Source organism: Streptococcus mitis (assembly GCF_023110375.1).
Taxonomy (GTDB): Bacteria; Bacillota; Bacilli; order Lactobacillales; family Streptococcaceae; genus Streptococcus; species Streptococcus mitis_CI.
The window spans coordinates 102,798-124,975 of sequence record NZ_JALDVV010000001.1; the positions used below are offsets into that span (position 1 = coordinate 102,798).

At 40.1% G+C, this 22,178-nt stretch carries 16 protein-coding genes; 14 read left to right on the plus strand and 2 right to left on the minus strand.

Features of this window, described 5'->3' with window-relative positions; genetic code table 11:
• Nucleotides 1-34 precede the first annotated feature (34 nt).
• From yycF to M1G12_RS00565, 4 genes are all read left to right on the plus strand, one after another.
• Nucleotides 35-742 carry a response regulator YycF gene (yycF, locus tag M1G12_RS00550; protein WP_000722072.1) on the plus strand — a complete coding sequence of 236 codons (708 nt, stop codon included), beginning with the start codon at nucleotides 35-37 and terminating at the stop codon, nucleotides 740-742.
• Nucleotides 735-2,093 (plus strand): cell wall metabolism sensor histidine kinase VicK, encoded by a 1,359-nt coding sequence (gene vicK / locus M1G12_RS00555; protein WP_000571163.1) that lies wholly within the window; start codon nucleotides 735-737, stop codon nucleotides 2,091-2,093. Before yycF ends, vicK begins: the two co-directional genes overlap by 8 nt.
• On the plus strand, nucleotides 2,086-2,895 hold the full coding sequence (locus tag M1G12_RS00560; protein WP_247949204.1) for an MBL fold metallo-hydrolase: 810 nt from the start codon (nucleotides 2,086-2,088) through the stop codon (nucleotides 2,893-2,895). Before vicK ends, M1G12_RS00560 begins: the two co-directional genes overlap by 8 nt.
• An 85-nt stretch (nucleotides 2,896-2,980) precedes the next feature.
• The gene (locus tag M1G12_RS00565) at nucleotides 2,981-3,760 is read left to right on the plus strand and encodes a potassium channel family protein (RefSeq protein ID WP_049547101.1); all 780 of its coding nucleotides are present in this window, start codon (nucleotides 2,981-2,983) and stop codon (nucleotides 3,758-3,760) included.
• A gap of 31 nt (nucleotides 3,761-3,791) precedes the next feature.
• Here the strand turns inward: M1G12_RS00565 and M1G12_RS00570 are convergent, their stop codons facing one another.
• Together M1G12_RS00570 and M1G12_RS00575 are read right to left on the minus strand one after the other, a co-directional pair.
• Nucleotides 3,792-4,139 (minus strand): thioredoxin, encoded by a 348-nt coding sequence (locus tag M1G12_RS00570; protein WP_000434637.1) that lies wholly within the window; start codon nucleotides 4,137-4,139, stop codon nucleotides 3,792-3,794.
• A 111-nt stretch (nucleotides 4,140-4,250) separates the two neighbouring features.
• Nucleotides 4,251-5,969: a phospho-sugar mutase gene (locus M1G12_RS00575; protein WP_247941944.1), complete on the minus strand. Its 1,719-nt coding sequence runs from the start codon at nucleotides 5,967-5,969 to the stop codon at nucleotides 4,251-4,253.
• Between the two features lie 153 nt (nucleotides 5,970-6,122).
• Here M1G12_RS00575 and M1G12_RS00580 point away from each other — a divergent pair, with 153 nt between their 5' ends.
• The 10 genes from M1G12_RS00580 (at nucleotide 6,123) to glgA (ending at nucleotide 22,145) form a co-directional block, all read left to right on the plus strand.
• Nucleotides 6,123-8,024 (plus strand): ABC-F family ATP-binding cassette domain-containing protein, encoded by a 1,902-nt coding sequence (locus M1G12_RS00580; protein ID WP_247949205.1) that lies wholly within the window; start codon nucleotides 6,123-6,125, stop codon nucleotides 8,022-8,024.
• A gap of 2 nt (nucleotides 8,025-8,026) precedes the next feature.
• Nucleotides 8,027-8,890 (plus strand): Rgg family transcriptional regulator, encoded by an 864-nt coding sequence (locus M1G12_RS00585; protein ID WP_049490624.1) that lies wholly within the window; start codon nucleotides 8,027-8,029, stop codon nucleotides 8,888-8,890.
• Between the two features lie 80 nt (nucleotides 8,891-8,970).
• Complete coding sequence (locus M1G12_RS00590; protein WP_049490622.1) at nucleotides 8,971-10,149, plus strand: MFS transporter; 1,179 nt, start codon at nucleotides 8,971-8,973, stop codon at nucleotides 10,147-10,149.
• Nucleotides 10,150-10,238: 89 nt separating this feature from the next.
• Nucleotides 10,239-12,197 (plus strand): NAD-dependent DNA ligase LigA, encoded by a 1,959-nt coding sequence (ligA, locus tag M1G12_RS00595; protein WP_247949206.1) that lies wholly within the window; start codon nucleotides 10,239-10,241, stop codon nucleotides 12,195-12,197.
• Between the two features lie 149 nt (nucleotides 12,198-12,346).
• On the plus strand, nucleotides 12,347-14,632 hold the full coding sequence (gene pulA, locus M1G12_RS00600) for a type I pullulanase (RefSeq protein ID WP_247949207.1): 2,286 nt from the start codon (nucleotides 12,347-12,349) through the stop codon (nucleotides 14,630-14,632).
• Between the two features lie 197 nt (nucleotides 14,633-14,829).
• Nucleotides 14,830-16,254 (plus strand): NADP-dependent glyceraldehyde-3-phosphate dehydrogenase, encoded by a 1,425-nt coding sequence (locus M1G12_RS00605; protein WP_002875523.1) that lies wholly within the window; start codon nucleotides 14,830-14,832, stop codon nucleotides 16,252-16,254.
• A gap of 271 nt (nucleotides 16,255-16,525) precedes the next feature.
• Nucleotides 16,526-18,454 carry a 1,4-alpha-glucan branching protein GlgB gene (gene glgB / locus M1G12_RS00610; RefSeq protein ID WP_247949208.1) on the plus strand — a complete coding sequence of 643 codons (1,929 nt, stop codon included), beginning with the start codon at nucleotides 16,526-16,528 and terminating at the stop codon, nucleotides 18,452-18,454.
• Nucleotides 18,444-19,586 carry a glucose-1-phosphate adenylyltransferase gene (locus tag M1G12_RS00615; RefSeq protein WP_023947473.1) on the plus strand — a complete coding sequence of 381 codons (1,143 nt, stop codon included), beginning with the start codon at nucleotides 18,444-18,446 and terminating at the stop codon, nucleotides 19,584-19,586. Before glgB ends, M1G12_RS00615 begins: the two co-directional genes overlap by 11 nt.
• Entirely contained in the window at nucleotides 19,576-20,715 is a 1,140-nt protein-coding gene (glgD, locus tag M1G12_RS00620; RefSeq protein WP_247949209.1) for a glucose-1-phosphate adenylyltransferase subunit GlgD, read from the plus strand. Before M1G12_RS00615 ends, glgD begins: the two co-directional genes overlap by 11 nt.
• Nucleotides 20,712-22,145, plus strand: coding sequence for a glycogen synthase GlgA (gene glgA / locus M1G12_RS00625; protein WP_247949210.1), 1,434 nt, complete (start codon nucleotides 20,712-20,714; stop codon nucleotides 22,143-22,145). The genes glgD and glgA overlap by 4 nt, the downstream gene beginning before the upstream one ends.
• Nucleotides 22,146-22,178: the final 33 nt, after the last annotated feature.

The following is a 22,178-nucleotide window of genomic DNA, read 5'->3' on the forward strand; positions in this document are numbered from 1 at the left end:
TTTTTGATATAATAGTAGAGAAAAAGGTGAACAAATGAAAAAAATATTAATTGTAGATGATGAAAAACCAATCTCGGATATTATCAAGTTTAATATGACCAAGGAAGGTTACGAGGTTGTAACTGCTTTTAATGGTCGTGAAGCACTAGAACAATTTGAAGCAGAGCAACCAGATATTATTATTCTGGATTTGATGCTTCCCGAAATTGATGGTTTAGAAGTTGCAAAGACTATTCGTAAGACGAGTAGTGTTCCTATTATCATGCTGTCAGCTAAAGACAGCGAATTTGATAAGGTTATTGGTTTGGAGCTTGGAGCGGATGACTATGTGACAAAACCCTTCTCAAATCGTGAGTTGCAGGCGCGTGTTAAAGCTCTTCTTCGTCGTACGGACTTGGTTTCTGTAGATAATCAAGAGTCAGATGAAAAGAAAACCCAACCTTTGCAAATTGGGGACTTGGAGATTGTACCAGATGCCTATGTGGCTAAAAAATATGGTGAAGAACTAGACTTGACCCACCGTGAATTTGAACTTTTGTACCACTTGGCTTCTCATATTGGTCAAGTGATTACCCGTGAACACTTGCTTGAAACGGTCTGGGGGTATGATTATTTCGGAGATGTTCGGACTGTTGACGTAACTATCAGACGTTTGCGTGAGAAGATTGAAGATACACCTAGTCGTCCAGAGTATATCCTAACACGTCGTGGTGTTGGTTATTATATGAGAAATAATGATTGAATTGATTAGAAAAAATATTCTTACTAGTGATTTTATCTTCATTTTAATTTTATTGGGTTTTATCTTGATTGTTACCTTGCTTTTGCTAGAAAATCGGCGAGATAATATTCGGTTGAAGCAAATTAATCAAAAAGTTAAAGACTTGATTGCAGGAGATTATTCTCAGGTATTGGATATGCAGGGAAGCTCTGAAATCACTAATATTACCAATAATCTCAATGATTTATCAGAAGTAATCCGTTTGACCCAAGAAAATCTGGAACAAGAGAGTAAACGATTGCACAGTATCCTCTCTTACATGACAGATGGAGTCCTCGCGACCAATCGTCGTGGTAAGATTACTATGATTAATGACATGGCTAAGAAACAGCTAGGTGTTCAGAAGGAAGATGTTCTCAATAAAAGTATTCTAGAATTACTTAAGATTGAAGATGAGTATGAACTTCGTGATTTGATTACCCAAGTTCCTGAACTCATGATTGATTCTCAGGATGCCAATGGTGAGTATCTGAGCCTTCGTGTACGCTTCGCCTTGGTGCGTCGTGAGTCTGGATTTATCTCAGGTTTGGTAGCTGTTTTGCATGATACGACGGAGCAGGAGAAGGAAGAACGCGAACGAAGACTCTTTGTTTCCAACGTTAGTCATGAGTTACGGACGCCTCTGACTAGTGTAAAATCCTATCTTGAAGCCTTGGATGAGGGAGCCTTGTCAGAACCTGTTGCACCAGACTTTATCAAGGTGTCTCTAGACGAAACCAACCGTATGATGCGGATGGTGACAGACCTTCTCCATCTTTCTCGAATTGATAATGCAACTAGTCACCTAGATGTGGAACTGATTAACTTCACAGCCTTTATTACCTTTATTCTTAACCGCTTTGATAAGATGAGGGGATCAGACGAAGAAAAGAAATATGAATTGGTTAGAGATTATCCGATTACGTCTGTCTGGATTGAAATTGATACAGACAAGATGACGCAGGTGATTGATAATATTCTCAACAATGCCATCAAGTATTCGCCAGATGGTGGGAAAATCACAGTGACCATGAAGACGACTGATGATCAGATGATTTTATCCATCTCAGACCAAGGATTGGGTATTCCTAAGCAGGATTTGCCACGTATCTTTGACCGTTTCTACCGTGTGGATCGTGCTAGAAGCCGTGCTCAAGGTGGAACAGGGCTAGGACTGTCTATCGCTAAAGAAATTATCAAACAACATAATGGTTTTATTTGGGCCAAGAGTATATATGGTAAGGGATCAACCTTTACCATTGTGCTCCCTTATGATAAGGATGCAGTGAAGGAAGAAGTATGGGAGGACGAAATAGAAGACCAGAATGAGTGAAACAGGCTTTAAATACAGTATTTTAGCGTCGGGTTCCAGTGGAAATTCCTTTTATCTGGAAACGCCAAAAAAGAAACTTTTAGTGGATGCAGGCTTATCTGGTAAGAAAATCACCAGCCTACTTGCTGAAATAAATCGTAAACCAGAAGATTTGGATGCTATCTTGATTACGCATGAGCATTCAGACCATATCCATGGAGTTGGTGTGTTGGCTCGAAAATATGGTATGGATTTGTATGCCAATGAAAAGACCTGGCAGGCTATGGAAAAAAGCAAGTATCTTGGCAAGGTGGATTCTTCGCAAAAGCATATCTTTGAAATGGGCAAAACCAAAACCTTTGGAGATATCGACATTGAGAGTTTTGGTGTTAGCCATGATGCAGTCGCACCGCAGTTCTATCGCTTTATGAAGGATGATAAGAGTTTTGTCATGCTGACTGATACAGGTTATGTGAGTGACCGTATGGCAGGAATTGTCGAGAATGCAGATGGCTATCTTATCGAGTCCAACCATGATGTAGAGATTTTACGAGCAGGTTCTTACGCTTGGCGACTCAAACAACGAATCCTATCGGATCTGGGTCACCTTTCTAACGAGGACGGTGCTGAAGCTATGATTCGGACACTTGGGAATCGCACTAAGAAAATCTACCTTGGACATTTATCTAAGGAAAATAATATCAAGGAACTGGCTCACATGACCATGGTCAATCAGCTGGCACAGGCTGATCTAGGTGTAGGAGTAGACTTTAAGGTATATGATACCTCACCAGATACCGCAACACCATTGACAGATATATAAAAAAGAAGGCGAGGGCCTTCTTTTTTATTTATCTAGTAGCGATTTGGTGTGGTATAATGTTTAAAAATGTTATAGGAGAAATGATGTGAAAAGAAAATGGTTATTTAAGGATTACTATGACACAACGATTATCATCCTTGCGTTGATATCTGTTGTTCTAGTCTTGCTTGGATTTGCTGAAATGATTGATTTAGACAGTCCTCCATACAGTATTATTGACTTACTACTTTGGTTTGTGTTTGTGGTAGATTATGGTTGGCGGTTCTTTTTAAGTAAAGGGAAATGGCGATTCATAATTGAAAATATTTTTGATCTGCTAGCTATCCTTCCTTTAAATGCTATTTTTACAGTATTTCGATTAGGGCGTATCTTCCGCTTAGCAAGACTGACAAAATTATTGAAACTGACTCGTTTACTTAGAATAATTGGACTTACAGGTAAATTAGAAAGAAAAATTAGTAAATTCTTACGGACAAATGGCCTGATTTATATATTTTATGTTAATATCTTTGTTGTTCTAGTAGGAAGTTCAATTTTATCTGTAGTTGAAGAAAAATCTTTTTCAGAAAGTCTTTGGTGGGCTCTTGTGACTGTAACGACAGTTGGTTATGGGGATATTGTTCCGACTTCGATCTTTGGTAAATGGTTAGCTGTTTTATTAATGCTTGTTGGTATTGGAACAATAGGAATGTTAACGAGTGCCTTGACGAACTTTTTTGTAAAAGATAATCCAGATGAACAGATAAAACTTGATAAACTCCAAGATGAATTGTCTAGTCAGAGAATACTACTTGAGAAGCAATCTGAGAAGATAGAAGAACTACATAGAATGATACAAGATTTGCTTGAAAAAACGCAATTTTGACCATTTAAAAACCACTCGATGAGTGGCTTTTTTACAATCCTGCAAATTCTTTGATTTCTTGTGCTGACATTGAAGAGTCGCAACGGACATTGATTTGTCCATCTGCAATGTGAACGAAGCCTGGTACAGTTGGAATTCCATAGCGTGAGCGGAATTCTTGTAACTCATTGAGTTGGCTTGGTTCTTCACTGTTGATGAAGTAGATGTGAGCTTTGGTTTCAGCTACGACACCTGCCAAGGTACCAGCAAATTTACGGCAGTAAGGGCAAGTTTTGCGACCGATAAAGAAGGTTGCAGTTTCTTTTTTATCAAGAGCTTCTTGCGCACGCGCAACTGTAGTGACTTCAAGGTCTTTGATGTTATCTAAAAATTGTTCCATGAGATTACCTCGCTTTCATTGATAAGTCTAGTATGCCATAAAGTTTCTAAAATTGCTTAGATTTGATACGAAAAAAAGATGAGATTGGTTAGTCTCATCTTTTATAGGTCTTTATTTTACAAAAGCATTGATTTCTGCTTCGATATTATCAATTTTAGCTTGTGATTCTTCGTTGGTTTCACCTACAACTGCAATGTAGAACTTGATTTTTGGTTCTGTCCCTGAAGGGCGAACGGCAATCCATGAACCGTCAGCAAGTGTGTATTTCAACACATCACTTGGAGGAGTTGTCAAGTTTGTAACAGTACCGTCAGCAGCAGTAGCTGTTTGAGCTTTGAAGTCCTCTACAACGGTGATAGCTGTTGCATTCCATTCTTTTGGAGCATTGTTACGGAATTTAGCCATAATTGCTTTGATTTGTTCAGCACCATCCACTCCAGAAAGGGTAACAGAGATAGTTTTTTCTGCGTAGAAGCCGTACTCTTTGTAGATTTCTTCGATACCGTCAGCAAGTGTTAAACCACGTGAACGGTAGTAGGCAGCAAGTTCAGCAACGACAAGAACGGCTTGGATTGCATCTTTATCACGTACAAATGGTTTAATCAAGTAACCGAAGCTTTCTTCAAATCCCATCATGTAAGTGTGATTGTGTTTTTCTTCGAATTCTTGGATTTTTTCAGCGATAAATTTGAAACCTGTCAAAACGTTGAACATGGTTGCGCCGTAGCTTTCAGCAATCTTCGTCACCAAGTCAGTTGATACGATAGATTTGCAGAGCGCTGCATTTTCAGGAAGAGTTCCAGCGTTTTTGTGGGCTTCCAAGATGTATTTAGCCATGATGGCACCAATTTGGTTACCTGAAAGGTTGAGGTAGCTACCATCTTTTTGAAGAACTTCAACACCAACACGGTCAGCATCAGGGTCAGTTGCCACAAGAACATCTGCACCAACTTGACGACCAAGTTCTTCAGCAAGGGCAAAGGCTGCTTGGCTTTCTGGGTTTGGAGATTTTACAGTTGAGAAGTCTGGGTCAGGAGTTGCTTGCGCTTCAACGACTTGAACAGAGTCAAATCCTGCTTGGGCAAGAGCACGACGAGCCAACATTTCACCAGTACCATGAAGTGGTGTGTATACAATTTTCATGTCTTTACCGAATTCTTCAATCAAGGCTGGGTTGATGTTTACGTCCTTAACCTCTTTAAGGTATTCTACGTCAACAGCTTCGCCGATAACTTCAATTAAGCCAGAAGCTTTTTCAGCTTCCACATCAGCAACTTCAACTGCAAATGGATTTTCGATTGCACGAATGTATGTTGTCAAAGCGTCTGCATCGTGTGGAGGCATTTGTCCACCGTCTTCACCGTAAACCTTGTAACCGTTAAATGGTGCTGGGTTGTGGCTAGCTGTGACCATGATACCTGCGAAACAGTTGAGGTGACGAACTGCAAATGATAGTTCTGGAGTTGGACGAAGGCTTTCAAATACGTAAGATTTGATGCCGTGTTTAGCAAGAACGGCCGCAGACTCAAAGGCAAACTCAGGTGAGAAGTGACGGCTATCGTAGGCAATTGCCACACCACGTTCTTTTTCATTTCCACCTTTAGACTCAATCAAACGAGCCAATCCTTCAGTAGCTTGGCGAACAACGTAGATGTTGATGCGGTTTGTACCAGCACCAATCAGGCCACGCATGCCTGCAGTACCAAATTCAAGATTCGTATAGAAGGCATCTTCCTTAGTTTTTTCGTCCATATTTTCCAAATCTTGACGAAGATAGTCAGGAAGCTCCGCAAAATCAACCCATTTCTGGTAATTTTCTTGGTAAGACATTGAAATTCTCCTTTTTGTAAATTGTTTTAACCGTTCACATTATAGCACTTTTTAGCGTTTTAGTAAAACCTTAGCATAACTTACATAAAAGTAGTAACATATGCCTGTTTATCAAGTCTTGAATGCCTTAGGGAAACATGCTATACTACTTTTATGATTATTTTACAAGCTAATAAAATTGAACGTTCTTTTGCAGGAGAGGTTCTTTTTGATAATATTAACCTACAAGTTGATGAACGTGATCGGATAGCCCTTGTTGGGAAAAATGGTGCAGGTAAGTCTACTCTTTTAAAGATTTTGGTTGGGGAAGAGGAGCCAACTAGTGGAGAAATCAATAAGAAAAAAGATATTTCTCTGTCTTACCTAGCCCAAGATAGCCGTTTTGAGTCTAAAAATACCATTTATGATGAAATGCTCCATGTCTTTGATGATCTACGCCGTACGGAGAAACAACTGCGTCAGATGGAGTTGGAGATGGGTGAAAAGTCGGGTGAAGATTTGGATAAACTGATGGCGGATTATGATCGTTTGTCAGAGAATTTCCGCCAGGATGGTGGCTTTACTTACGAAGCTGATATTCGAGCGATTTTGAATGGATTCAAGTTTGACGAGTCTATGTGGCAGATGAAAATTGCTGAGCTTTCAGGTGGTCAAAATACTCGTCTTGCACTGGCTAAAATGCTCCTTGAAAAGCCAAATCTCTTGGTCTTGGACGAGCCAACCAACCACTTGGATATCGAAACCATTGCCTGGTTGGAAAATTACCTAGTAAATTATAGTGGTGCACTCATTATTGTCAGTCACGACCGTTACTTTTTGGATAAGGTTGCGACGGTTACACTCGATTTGACTAAGCATTCCTTAGATCGTTATGTAGGTAATTACTCTCGCTTTGTTGAGTTAAAGGAGCAAAAGCTAGCTACTGAGGCAAAAAACTATGAAAAGCAACAGAAGGAAATCGCGGCTCTAGAAGACTTTGTCAATCGCAATCTAGTCCGAGCTTCAACGACCAAACGTGCCCAATCTCGCCGTAAACAACTAGAAAAAATGGAGCGTTTGGACAAGCCTGAAGCTGGCAAGAAATCAGCCAACATGACCTTCCAGTCGGAAAAAACGTCTGGAAATGTCGTTTTAACCGTTGAAAATGCGGCTATTGGCTATGATGGGGAAATATTTTCAGAGCCTATCAACCTAGACCTTCGTAAGATGAATGCTGTTGCGATTGTCGGACCAAACGGCATCGGGAAATCAACCTTTATCAAGTCTATTGTGGACCAGATCCCTTTTATCAAGGGAGAGAAGCGTTTTGGTGCCAATGTTGAGGTTGGTTACTATGACCAGACTCAAAGCAAGCTAACACCAAGCAATAGTGTCCTAGATGAACTTTGGAATGATTTTAAACTAACACCAGAGGTTGAAATCCGTAATCGACTTGGAGCCTTCCTTTTCTCAGGAGATGATGTTAAGAAATCAGTTGGCATGCTGTCAGGTGGCGAAAAAGCTCGTTTGTTACTTGCCAAACTTTCTATGGAAAACAACAACTTTTTAATTCTTGACGAGCCGACCAACCACTTGGATATTGATAGCAAGGAAGTGCTAGAAAATGCTCTGATTGATTTTTATGGAACCCTTCTTTTTGTCAGCCACGACCGTTACTTTATCAATCGTGTAGCCACTCATGTACTGGAATTGTCTGAGAGTGGTTCAACCCTCTACCTTGGAGATTATGACTACTATGTTGATAAAAAGGCTGAAATAGAAGTCAGCCAGATAGAAGATGCTTCAACTAGCAATCAAGCAAAAGAAGCAAGTCCAGCTAATGACTATCAGGCTCAGAAAGAAAGTCAGAAAGAAGCCCGTAAGCTCATGCGCCAAATAGAGAGTTTAGAGGCTGAAATTGAAGAGTTAGAAACTCAAAGTCAAGCCATTTCTGAACAAATGCTGGAAACCAACGATGCTGAAAAACTCATGGAATTTCAGACAGAACTGGACAAAATTAGCCATCGTCAGGAAGAAGCCATGCTTGAGTGGGAAGAATTATCAGAGCAGGTGTAAAGATGGAACATCTTGGAAAAGTATTTCGTGAATTTCGAACCAGTGGGAACTACTCTTTAAAGGAAGCAGCGGGCGATTCTTGCTCGACCTCTCAGTTATCTCGCTTTGAGCTTGGTGAGTCTGATTTAGCAGTTTCCCGTTTCTTTGAGATTTTGGATAATATTCATGTGACTATTGAAAATTTCATGGACAAGGCTAGGGATTTTCAAAATCATGAACATGTTGCCTTGATGGCACAGATTATTCCGCTTTACTACTCAAATGATATTGCTGGTTTTCAAAAGCTTCAAATGGAACAGCTTGAGAAAGCAAAGAGTTCGACCAATCCCCTCTATTTTGAGCTGAATTGGATTCTGCTACAAGGACTGATTTGTCAAAGAGATGCTCGTTACACGATGAGTCAGAGTGATTTGGATAAGGTGGCGGATTATCTTTTCCAAACAGAAGAATGGACCATGTATGAGTTGATTCTTTTCGGGAATCTCTATACTTTCTACAATGTGGACTATGTGGCTCGGATTGGCAGAGAAGTGATGGAGAGGGAAGACTACTACAAGGAAATTGGTCGTCATCGAAAACTTGTTTTGATCTTAGCTCTTAACTGTTACCAGCATTGTTTGGAAAATCGATCCTTTGCGGATGCGGACTATTTTGAGGGCTATGTGGAGAAGTTGATTGGAAATGGTATCAAGCTTTATGAGCGCAATATCTTCCATTATCTCAAAGGTTTCGCCCTCTACCAGAGAGACTTGAAAGAAGAGGGTTGTAGTCAGATGCAGGAGGCTATGCATATTTTTGATGTGCTTGGACTTCCAGAGCAAGTGGCCTATTATCAGGAACATTATGAAAAATTTGTAAATGCTTAAATTTCCCAAATAAGGGAAAAATAAAGAGACTCCTTTCAGTTTTGATACAATAGTTTCAAAATTTGAGAGGAGCTTTTTATATGAATCGATATGCAATCCAGTTGATTAGTCGTGGTGCTATTAATAAAATAGGAAATATGCTCTATGATTATGGAAACAGTGTTTGGTTGGCATCAATGGGAACGATAGGGCAGACTGTTCTTGGGATTTATCAGATTTCTGAACTCGTCACATCGATTCTGGTCAATCCCTTTGGCGGAGTGATTTCAGACCGATTTTCGCGTCGCAAAATTTTGATGACGACAGACTTGATTTGTGGCGTTCTTTGCTTAGCTATTTCTTTCATCAGAGATGATAGCTTGATGATTGCTGCCTTGATTTTTGCCAATATTGTTCAGGCGGTTGCCTTTGCATTTTCTCGTACATCTAACAAAGCCATTATAACTGAGGTTGTAGAGAAAGACGAGATTGTGACCTATAACTCTCGCTTGGAGTTAGTTTTACAGGTTGTAGGAGTCAGTTCTCCGGTGCTTTCTTTTCTCGTTTTACAATTTGCCAGTCTCCATATGACGCTCGTTTTAGATGCCATTAGTTTTTTTATCGCATTTACCTTAGTAGCTTTTCTCCCAAAAAAAGAGACTCAGGAACAAGAGAAAAAGACTTTCAGCTGGAAAAATATTTTTGCTGATATGAAAGAAGGGATTCGCTATATTTGGCGCCAGCAAGAGATCTTTTTCCTTTTGGTAGTAGCTTCCAGTGTTAATTTCTTTTTTGCAGCTTTTGAATTTCTCCTCCCTTTTTCAAATCGACTATACGGGGTAGAAGGAGCTTATGCAACTATTTTAACTATGGGCGCTATTGGTTCGATTATTGGAGCTCTTCTAGCTAGTAAAATAAAGGCAAGTGTTTATAATCTTTTGATTCTATTGGCTTTAACTGGAGTTGGAGTTTTTATGATGGGATTACCACTGCCAACTTTTCTCTCCTTTTCTGGAAATTTAGTTTGTGAACTGTTTATGACGATTTTTAATATTCACTTTTTTACTCAGGTTCAAACCAAGGTTGAGGGGGAATACTTGGGAAGAGTACTAAGCACCATTTTTACCTTAGCCATCCTATTTATGCCGATTGCAAAAGGCTTTATGACGGTGCTACCAAGTGTCCATCTCTCTTCTTTTCTGATAATTGGAAGCGGTGTTATCATCCTGTCTTGTTTATCCCTCGTTTATGTGCGAAGTCATTTTAAAAAAGAGTTATAATTTCTCTTTTTTAGAAAATATTTCATTACGAATCATTTTTCAGTCCTTCTCTATTGTGAGGAGGGCTTGCTTTGTGGTAAAATGGTTTTATGAATAAAAGAATGAATGAGTTAGTTGCCTTACTCAACCGCTATGCGAGCGAGTACTATACGAGTGACAATCCTTCGGTTTCAGATAGCGAGTACGATCGCCTCTACCGAGAGTTGGTCGAGTTGGAAGCTGCCTATCCAGATCAAGTTTTAGCAGACAGTCCAACCCATCGTGTTGGTGGTAAGGTTTTAGATGGTTTTGAAAAATACAGTCATCAGTATCCTCTTTATAGTTTGCAGGATGCTTTTTCACGTGAAGAGATAGAAGCTTTTGATGCGCGTGTGCGAAAGGAATTACCTCATCCCACTTATATCTGTGAGTTGAAAATCGATGGTTTGTCAATCTCTCTTACCTATGAGAAGGGGATTTTGGTCGCTGGGGCGACGCGTGGAGATGGTTCTATTGGTGAGAATATCACTGAAAATCTCAAACGCGTTAAGGATATTCCTTTGACCTTGCCTGAAAAACTAGATATCACCGTTCGTGGGGAGTGTTACATGCCACGCGCTTCGTTTGACCAGGTCAACCAAGCTCGCCAAGAAAATGGGGAGCCTGAATTTGCCAATCCTCGTAATGCGGCGGCTGGAACTTTGCGTCAGCTTGATACAGCAGTAGTGGCCAAGCGTAATCTTGCGACTTTCCTCTATCAAGAAGCAAGCCCTTCTACTCGAGATAGTCAAGAAAAAGTCTTGAAGCATCTTGAACAACTTGGTTTTGTAGTTAATCCAAAGCGAAATTTGGCTAAAAGCATAGATGAGATATGGGATTTTATCCAAGAAGTAGGACAAGAACGGGAACATCTACCTTACGATATTGATGGAGTGGTTATCAAAGTCAATGACTTAGCAGGTCAAGAAGAACTCGGTTTTACAGTTAAAGCGCCTAAGTGGGCAGTGGCCTACAAGTTCCCTGCTGAGGAAAAAGAAGCCAAACTACTCTCAGTTGACTGGACAGTAGGCCGTACTGGGGTTGTCACGCCAACTGCCAATTTGACACCTGTTCAGCTTGCTGGTACGACTGTTAGCCGTGCGACCCTACACAATGTAGACTATATTGCTGAAAAGGATATCCGCAAAGATGATACGGTTATCGTTTATAAGGCTGGAGATATCATCCCTGCTGTTCTGCGTGTGGTAGAGTCTAAACGTGTTTCTGAAGAAAAACTAGATATTCCGACTAACTGTCCGAGCTGTGACAGTCAGTTGCTTCATTTTGAAGATGAAGTGGCTCTTCGTTGTATCAATCCACGCTGTCCTGCCCAAATCATGGAAGGTTTGATTCACTTTGCCTCTCGAGATGCTATGAATATTACGGGTCTTGGTCCATCTATCGTCGAAAAGCTTTTTGCTGCTAATCTGGTTAAGGATGTGGCAGATATTTACCGTTTGAAAGAAAACGATTTCCTTCTTTTAGAAGGCGTCAAGGAAAAGTCTGCTTCTAAACTATATCAGGCCATTCAAGCATCCAAGGAAAACTCTGCTGAAAAACTCTTGTTTGGTCTGGGAATTCGCCATGTCGGAAGTAAGGCTAGCCAACTCTTGCTCCAACATTTCCACTCTATTGAAAATCTAGCCCAAGCAGATCCTGAGGAAGTAGCAAGTATCGAGAGCTTGGGTAGTGTGATTGCCCAAAGCCTTCAGACTTATTTTGCTACAGAAGGATCGAAGATTCTTTTAGACGAGTTGAAAGAAGCTGGAGTTAATCTGGACTACAAAGGGCAGACAGTAGTAGCAGATGCAGCCTTGTCAGGTTTGACAGTTGTATTAACAGGAAAATTGGAACGTCTCACACGTTCTGAAGCCAAAAATAAACTCGAAATCCTTGGTGCTAAAGTTACAGGCAGTGTATCTAAGAAAACGAATCTTGTCGTAGCAGGAGCAGATGCAGGAAGCAAGCTCCAAAAAGCACAAGAACTTGGTATCGAAGTTCGAGATGAGGCCTGGCTAGAAAGTTTGTAAAGAATAGTTGAAAAATAGATGTCAGATAGTCTGGAACTATCTCTCCTGATGTGTTTTTATATCTATTAAAGCTATTCTCTATTGTGCTGAAATTCCCGTTAAATTCTTCAGCATGACTTAAAAATTGAAATTAGGAATTAGGAAAAGAAATGTATAGATACCCAGTAGTCATCCATTTTCACCGAAAGAATGGGGATTATGATGCTTGTTCATTCAGTAGAAAACAGGCAGATGTTAAAGAAAATTTGTATTATGAAAATGACTATTTTGGAGCTAAATTCTCCTTTACAGTTATAAGTGCAGAAAGGCTCGATACTCTGAGCTTTTCTGTCGAAATCGATGGAAAGACAAAGGACTATCTCCTACGGTTTAACCATTATCCACTGTTGACTGAGGTTTGGATTTTGGATGGTGATGAGACGGTTTATTATTCTGAAAATCCAGCCATTGCAAGTCCTTACTATAAAGATCGAAACCCGTTTGCTTTTGATAAAGCCTTTCACAGTGAAAGTTTTGATCACCATTGGGGATACCAAGGAGAGTTGGGTTATAGTATCTCTGACTACCAGACAAGCTTTAAACTCTGGGCTCCAACAGCTACAGCAGTTCAAGTGGTCGTTTATGAAAATACAAGTAACGACGCGCCGATTTGGAAAACCTTTAATCTTGAGCGTGGGAATAGCTATTCATACAGTCATAAGTACAATACCATTGGTGTTTGGAGTGTAGACCTGGATGAAAATCTTGCAGGTAAAGCTTACCAGTATCAGATTGAGTTTCCACACCACCAGACTTTGACACGAGATCCTTACACTATCGCTACAAGTCCTGACGGGAAACGTTCCGTCATTCTCTCTCAGCAAGATAGACAGGTAGAAGGATTCGAAGTTAAACATGGGACAGACGCTCCTTGGCGTTTGGAAAATCCATGTAAAGCAGTTATCTGTGAAATGCATATTCGTGATTTTACAAAATCACCGACATCTGGAGTGGCAGAGCATCTCCGTGGAACCTTCCTTGGGGCTGCCCAGACTGGAACGGTTAACCAGTATGGTCAAGCAACAGCCTTTGATTATATCAAAGAACTCGGCTGTAATTATGTTCAACTCCAACCAATCTTTGATCGCCATAAGGAATATGACGAGGACGGGAATGTAACCTATAACTGGGGTTATGACCCTCAAAACTACAATGCTCCTGAACCAAGTTTCTCTAGCAATTTAGATGATCCTGGACAGGTTATTCGAGACCTTAAAACCATGATTCAAGCATATCATGATGCGGGAATCGGTGTCATTATGGATGTCGTTTACAACCATACCTTCTCAACGGTTGATGCACCTTTCCAAACAACTGTTCCCGATTATTACTATCGTATGAATCCAGATGGAACCTTCCAAAACGGTACAGGTGTTGGAAATGAAACCGCAAGCGAACACGAAATGTACCGCAAGTATATGATTGACTCACTCCTTTATTGGGTGAAAGAATACAATATTGACGGATTCCGTTTCGACTTGATGGGAATTCACGATGTTAAAACCATGCAGGCGATTCGCTGGGCACTTGATGAAGTTGATCCCCGTATTATCACCTATGGAGAAGGCTGGGATATGGGGACAGGTCTTGCACCTTATGATAAGGCCAAGAAGGACAATGCCTACCAGATGCCAAATATCGGATTCTTCAACGATGATCAGCGTGATGCCATCAAAGGAGGAGAAGTTTACGGCTCAATCAAGGCAGGATTTGTTAGCGGTGCAGCTACAGAACCGATTGTAGCCAAAGCTATTCTTGGTAGCCGAGAGTTGGGTTCATATCTTAGTCCAAACCAAGTTCTTAACTACGTGGAAGCTCATGATAATTACAACTTGCATGATTTGTTAGCAACCCTTCACCCAGATCACAGTTCAGATAAGATTATGCGTCAGGTCGAGACAGCAACAGCGATGAGCATTCTTATGCAAGGGATGTCCTTTATAGAGCTGGGGCAAGAATTTGGTCGCACCAAGCTCCTTGCTACAGGAGAAAATGGCGAGCTGACTCCAGCAGATAGAGAACGGGCTATGAATAGTTACAATGCTCCAGATAGTGTCAACCAGGTCAACTGGGATTTAATCAATGAGAGACAAGAGAGCATTGACTTTATTCGCCAGATTATTCGCCTAAAAACACAAAGGCGTGCTTTCTCTTATCCTACATACGAAGAAGTTTATCGTCATGTTTTCGTCCATACAGCTGCTGAAAATAGTGGTTGGATTGTTTACGAAATTCACGGTGGAACAGAGCACTTATTGGTGGTATTCAATGCCAAGGGAACTTCTTTCTACTTTGAAAATGCAGGAAATCTTGAAATGCTTGTGTCCAATAGTCGTTCTAAAGAGTCTAATGTGATTGATGATATCAGCGTTGCAGTCTTGAAGGTACTTTCATAGTAAATGCCACAAAAAGGTTTAGTTAACTCTAGACCTTTTTTGATTTTTATTGAAAAACCAATATCTAATAGGAATAAATTTCAAATAATTTGAAGAATCAAGTTTGTGAAAAAAATATCAATATTTTCCAAAAAGGGGTTGTAATTTTCTGAAAATTTGATAAAATAAGTTTTAATCATTTTCAGGAGGAAGAGAATTTGACACATTATCAGAATTTAGTGAATGGAAAATGGAAATCATCAGAGAATGAAATTGCCATCTATTCTCCCATCAATCAAGAAAAGCTAGGTACAGTACCAGCTATGAGTCAGGCTGAAGTAGATGAGGCTATGAAAGCAGCGCGTGCAGCTCTCCCAGCATGGCGTGATTTAGCACCAGTTGAGCGTGCAGCTTATTTGCATAAGACAGCAGACATTTTGGAACGAGATAAAGAAAAAATTGGTACCATTCTTGCCAAAGAGGTTGCAAAAGGAATTAAAGCAGCCATTGGAGAAGTAGTACGTACAGCAGAATTGATTCGTTTTGCTGCTGAGGAAGGTCTCCGTATCACTGGACAAGCAATGGAAGGTGGCGGTTTTGAAGCTGCAAGTAAAAATAAACTAGCCGTTGTCCGTCGTGAACCAGTTGGTGTCGTTTTAGCTATTGCACCATTTAACTATCCAGTCAACCTTTCTGGATCTAAGATTGCTCCGGCTTTGATTGCAGGAAATGTCGTTATGTTCAAACCCCCAACACAAGGATCTATTTCTGGCCTCTTGCTAGCTAAAGCATTTGACGAAGCAGGAATCCCAGCAGGTGTCTTTAACACCATCACTGGACGTGGTTCTGAAATCGGAGACTACATCATCGAACACAAGGAAGTGAACTTCATTAACTTTACAGGTTCAACACCGATTGGTGAGCGTATTGGTCGTTTAGCTGGTATGCGCCCGATTATGCTTGAACTTGGTGGGAAAGATGCAGCAATTGTCTTAGAAGATGCAGATTTAGAAAATGCAGCTAAGCAAATCGTAGGTGGTGCCTTTAGCTACTCTGGTCAGCGTTGTACCGCTATCAAACGTGTTTTGGTTGTGGAAAGCGTAGCAGACAGATTGGCAGAATTGCTCCAAGCTGAAGTTGCTAAGCTAACAGTCGGTGATCCATTTGACAATACAGATATCACACCTGTTATTGACAATGCTTCAGCTGATTTCATCTGGGGATTGATTGAAGATGCTCAGGAAAAAGGAGCCAAAGCGCTCAGTCCAATCAAACGTGAGAATAATCTCATTTGGCCAGGACTTTTTGATTATGTCACAAGAGACATGAAATTAGCCTGGGAAGAACCATTTGGACCTGTTCTCCCAATTATCCGAGTTGCAGATGCCAATGAAGCGTTAGAAATTGCTAATGAATCAGAGTTCGGTCTTCAATCTTCAGTCTTTACAAATGACTTTAAGAAGGCGTTTGAAATTGCTGAAAAACTTGAAGTGGGTACCGTTCATATTAATAATAAAACACAGCGTGGACCAGATAATTTCCCATTCCTTGGTGTAAAGGGTTCTGGTGCAGGAGTACAAGGAATTAAATATAGTATCGAAGCGATGACAAATGTTAAATCCATTGTTTTTGATGTGAAATAATTTATAAAATTAGGAAATTACCTTCCTGATTTTATTTTTTACTAAAAATACAGTTAAAAATTGATAAAAAACGAATATTCTGGTATTATAATAAAAAAATATATGGAAATTGTTTCGTATTCTATTTTCAGGATATCTTTTTTAAAATGCTAGGTAATTTTTTGAAGGCTTTCATAAAAAAATATGATTTCCTTCGTAAATTACTTGAAAGTTATCTTAAAAGAGTGTATAATAGAATTATAGAAAACGCTTACAAAAGAAAGGGGATTGAATGAATAATCAAGAAGCATTAAGAACCTTTACTACAGGTGAGAACTTTCACCTCCAGCATTATTTAGGAGCGCATAGAGAGGAGAAAAACGGAGAAATAGGCTATACCTTTAGGGTTTGGGCACCAAATGCACAAGCAGTTCATCTAGTTGGTGATTTTACTAATTGGGTTGAGAATCAAATTCCTATGGTTCGTAATGAAGCAGGTGTTTGGGAAGTCTTTACGAGTCAAGCTCAGGAAGGTCAGATTTATAAATATCATATCACGCGTGCAAATGGTCACCAGATTATGAAGATTGATCCTTTGGCAGTTTATTTTGAAGCTAGACCGGGTACAGGGGCAGTTCTGACCAATATCCGTGAAAAGAAATGGAAAGATGGCCTTTGGCTAGCACGTCGCAAACGTCTGGGATTTTTTGAGAGACCAGTTAATATATACGAGGCTCATGCAGGTTCTTGGAAGAGAAATCCAGACGGTAGTCCCTATACGTTTTCGCAACTGAAAGACGAGTTGATTCCATACTTAGTTGAGATGAACTATACACATATTGAGTTCATGCCTTTAATGGCTCACCCACTTGGATTGAGCTGGGGCTATCAACTTATGGGTTACTTTGCTTTTGAACATTCCTATGGTACACCTGAGGAATTCCAAGATTTCGTTGAAGAGTGTCATATAAATAACATTGGTGTTATCGTAGACTGGGTTCCAGGTCATTTCACTATTAATGATGATGCCTTGGCATATTATGACGGCACACCAACTTTTGAATACCAAGACCACAACAAGGCTCATAACTATGGTTGGGGTGCGCTGAATTTTGACCTTGGGAAAAATGAGGTCCAGTCTTTCTTGATTTCAAGTATTAAATTTTGGATTGATTTTTACCACTTAGATGGTATCCGGGTCGATGCAGTGAGCAATATGCTGTATCTAGATTATGATAATGCTCCTTGGACTCCAAATAAGGACGGTGGAAACCTTAACTACGAGGGTTATTATTTCCTTCAACGGTTGAACACAGTGATTAAGTTAGCTCATCCAGATATCATGATGATTGCAGAAGAAAGTTCATCAGCGACAAAGATTACTGGTATGAAAGAAATGGGTGGCCTTGGCTTTGACTATAAATGGAATATGGGCTGGATGAACGACATTCTCCGTTTCTACGAGGAAGATCCGATTTATCGCAAGTATGACTTTAATCTTGTGACTTTCAGCTTTATGTATGTTTTCAATGAAAACTATCTCCTGCCTTTCTCACATGATGAAGTAGTTCATGGTAAGAAGAGTATGATGCATAAGATGTGGGGGGATCGCTACAATCAGTTCGCTGGTCTGCGCAATCTCTACACCTATCAAATTTGTCATCCAGGTAAGAAACTCTTGTTCATGGGTAGTGAGTACGGACAATTCCTCGAGTGGAAGTCCGAGGAGCAGTTAGAATGGTCTAATCTAGAAGATCCAATGAATGCCAAGATGAAGCATTTCACTTCACAACTGAATCAATTCTATAAAGACCATCGCTGTCTTTGGGAAATTGATACTAGTTATGATGGTATAGAGATTATCGATGCTGATAATAGAGATCAGAGTGTCCTTTCCTTTATTCGTAAGGGCAAGAAGGACGAAATGTTAGTCTGTGTCTTTAATATGGCACCAGTTGAACGTAAGGACTTTACGATTGGTTTACCTGTTGCAGGTATTTACGAAGAAGTTTGGAATACAGAATTAGAAGAATGGGGAGGTGTGTGGAAAGAGCACAATCAAACAGTTCAGACTCAAGAAGGCTTATGGAAGGATTATGAGCAGACCTTGACCTTCACCTTGCCAGCTATGGGAGCAAGTATCTGGAAAATCAAACGTCGCTTGAAACCTACTAAAACCGTCACAAGTAAAAACCAAAAAGGAGTAGAAAATGAAGAATGAAATGTTAGCTTTGATTCTTGCTGGTGGGCAAGGAACTCGTCTCGGTAAACTTACTCAAAGCATCGCAAAACCAGCTGTGCAATTTGGTGGGCGCTACCGTATCATTGACTTTGCTCTTTCAAACTGTGCCAACTCAGGCATCAACAATGTTGGAGTCATTACACAGTACCAACCACTTGCTCTCAATAACCATATTGGTAATGGTTCAAGCTGGGGACTAGATGGTATCAATTCTGGTGTCTCTATTCTTCAACCTTATTCTGCAAGTGAAGGAAATCGTTGGTTTGAGGGGACTAGCCACGCCATTTACCAAAATATTGATTATATCGACAGTGTAAACCCTGAGTATGTTTTGATTCTATCTGGGGACCATATCTACAAAATGGATTATGATGATATGCTCCAGTCTCACAAGGATAATAATGCTAGTTTGACAGTAGCAGTTCTTGATGTTCCTCTTAAGGAAGCTAGCCGTTTTGGTATCATGAATACAGATGCAAACAATCGTATTGTTGAATTTGAAGAAAAACCAGCTCAACCTAAATCTACCAAAGCTTCTATGGGAATCTATATCTTTGATTGGCAACGTCTCCGCAATATGCTTATTGTTGCTGAAAAGAGCAATGTCGATATGTCAGACTTCGGTAAAAATGTTATTCCAAACTACCTTGAGTCAGGTGAAAGTGTCTATGCCTATGAATTTAATGGTTACTGGAAAGACGTTGGTACAATTGAGTCTCTTTGGGAAGCGAACATGGAGTATATTTCTCCAGAAAATGCCTTAGATAGCCGTAACCGTCAATGGAAGATTTACTCAAGAAACTTAATTTCACCACCAAACTTCCTTGGGGCAAATGCTCATGTGGAAGATTCCTTGGTTGTCGATGGCTGTTTCGTAGATGGAACTGTTAAACATTCTATCCTCTCAACAGGTGCGCAAGTTCGCGAAGGGGCAGAAGTAGTAGATTCAGTTATCATGAGTGGTGCAATTGTCGGTCAGGGAGCTAAAATCAAACGTGCCATTATTGGTGAAGGTGCAGTTATTTCTGATGGTGTCGAAATTGATGGGACAGAAGAAGTACAGGTTGTAGGATATGATGAAGTAGTGGGGGTAGCAACAGATGAAGATTGATAAATATTCTGCCATTTTAGGAAACACAGTTGGTTTTCATGATATGTCAACACTGACAGACCATCGTCCAGTGGCTAGTTTGCCTTTCGGTGGTAAATATCGCTTGATCGACTTCCCACTTTCAAGTCTTGCTAATGCTGGTGTCCGTAGTATCTTTGGTATTTTCCAACAAGATAATATTAGCTCAGTCTTTGACCATATCCGTTCTGGTCGTGAGTGGGGATTGTCAACTCTTCTTAGCCACTACTATCTAGGTATTTACAATACCCGTGTGGAAAGTAGTACAGTTGGAAAAGAATACTACCAACAGCTTCTTACTTATTTGAAACGTTCTGGCTCAAACCAAACAGTTTCACTTAACTGTGATGTTTTGATTAATATTGATTTGAACCAAGTTTTCCATCTACATAGTACAACAAAAGGGCCTATCACTGTAGTTTATAAAAAACTATCTAAGAAAGACATTTCAGAAGTAAACGCAATCTTGGAAGTGGATGAAACAGACCATGTTCGTTCTCATAAACTCTTTGATAGCAAGTTACCAGATCAAATCTATAACATGTCTACAGATATCTTTGTCGTTGATACACCTTGGTTGATTGAACGCTTGGAAGAAGAAGCTAAAAAAGAACATCCAGAGAAGTTGCGCTATGTTTTACGGGATTTGGCTGCAAAAGAAGGGGCTTTTGCCTACGAGTACACAGGCTACCTAGCCAACATTCACTCTGTAGAGTCTTATTACAAAGCTAACAAAGATATGCTTGAATCACAAAAATTCTACTCTCTCTTCTCACCAAATCAAAAGATTTATACAAAGGTCAAAAACGAAGAGCCAACTTATTATGCTAATACATCCAAGGTAAGCACTTCTCAGTTTGCCTCTGGTAGTATTATTGAAGGTCAAGTGGCTAATTCTGTTTTATCACGTAATATTCATGTCCATAAGGATAGCTTGGTTAAAGATAGCATCTTATTCCCTCGTGTTGTTATTGGAGAAGGAGCTCAGGTAGAATATGCTATCTTGGACAAGGGTGTTGAAGTTGCGGATGGAGTTGTGATCCGTGGAACTGCAGAACATCCAGTCGTCGTTAAGAAAGGTGCTAAAGTAACAGAGGATATTCATTCATGAAAATTTTATTTGTAGCAGCAGAGGGTGCACCCTTTTCAAAAACAGGTGGTTTGGGAGACGTCATTGGCGCTCTTCCAAAATCACTGGTAAAAGCAGGACATGAAGTTGCAGTAATTCTCCCCTACTATGACATGGTAGAGGCTAAATTTGGAAATCAGATTGAAGATGTTCTTCATTTTGAGGTGAGTGTTGGTTGGCGCAGACAGTACTGTGGAATTAAGAAAACAGTACTAAATGGTGTGACCTTCTACTTTATTGACAATCAATATTATTTCTTCCGTGGTCATGTTTACGGTGATTTTGACGACGGAGAGCGCTTTGCATTTTTCCAACTGGCTGCCATTGAGGCTATGGAAAGGATTGACTTTATTCCTGATCTTCTCCATGTTCATGACTACCATACAGCTATGATTCCTTTCTTGTTGAAGGAAAAATACCGTTGGATTCAAGCCTATCAAGGAATAAAAACTGTTTTAACTATTCATAATTTAGAATTCCAAGGACAATTTTCAGAAGGAATGTTGGGTGATTTGTTTGGAGTTGGCTTTGAACGATACGCTGATGGCACCCTTCGCTGGAATAACTGTCTGAACTGGATGAAGGCTGGAATTCTTTACGCAGACCGTGTTTCAACTGTATCGCCTAGCTATGCCCATGAAATTATGACTAGTCAGTTTGGATGTAACTTAGATCAGATTCTTCGAATGGAGTCTGGTAAAGTTTCTGGTATCGTGAATGGGATTGATGCTGACCTGTATAATCCTCAGACGGATGTCCTTTTAGACTATCATTTTAATCAGGATGATTTGTCTGGTAAAGCCCAGAATAAGGCAAAATTGCAAGAGAGAGTAGGCTTGCCAGTTAGAACTGACGTTCCACTGGTGGGAATTGTTTCTCGTTTGACACGTCAAAAAGGTTTTGATGTGGTGGTGGAAAGTCTGCACCATATCTTGCAAAATGATGTTCAGATTGTTCTTTTAGGAACTGGTGATCCAGCCTTTGAAGGAGCTTTCTCATGGTTTGCTCAAATCTATCCAGACAAGCTATCAGCAAATATCACTTTTGATGTCAAACTAGCTCAAGAAATCTACGCTGCTTGTGATCTCTTCCTCATGCCAAGTCGTTTTGAACCGTGTGGCTTGTCTCAAATGATGGCGATGCGTTACGGAACCTTGCCATTGGTTCATGAAGTTGGTGGCTTGCGAGATACCGTTCGTGCTTTCAATCCAATCGAAGGAAGCGGTACTGGCTTTAGCTTCGACAATCTATCTCCTTACTGGTTAAATTGGACTTTCCAAACAGCATTGGACTTGTATAGAAACCATCCTGATGTTTGGAGAAACCTACAAAAACAAGCTATGGAGTGTGATTTCTCATGGGATACAGCCTGCAGGTCATACCTTGACTTGTACCATAGTTTAGTTAATTAATAGATAAAATCGTATGATGACTTCATACGATTT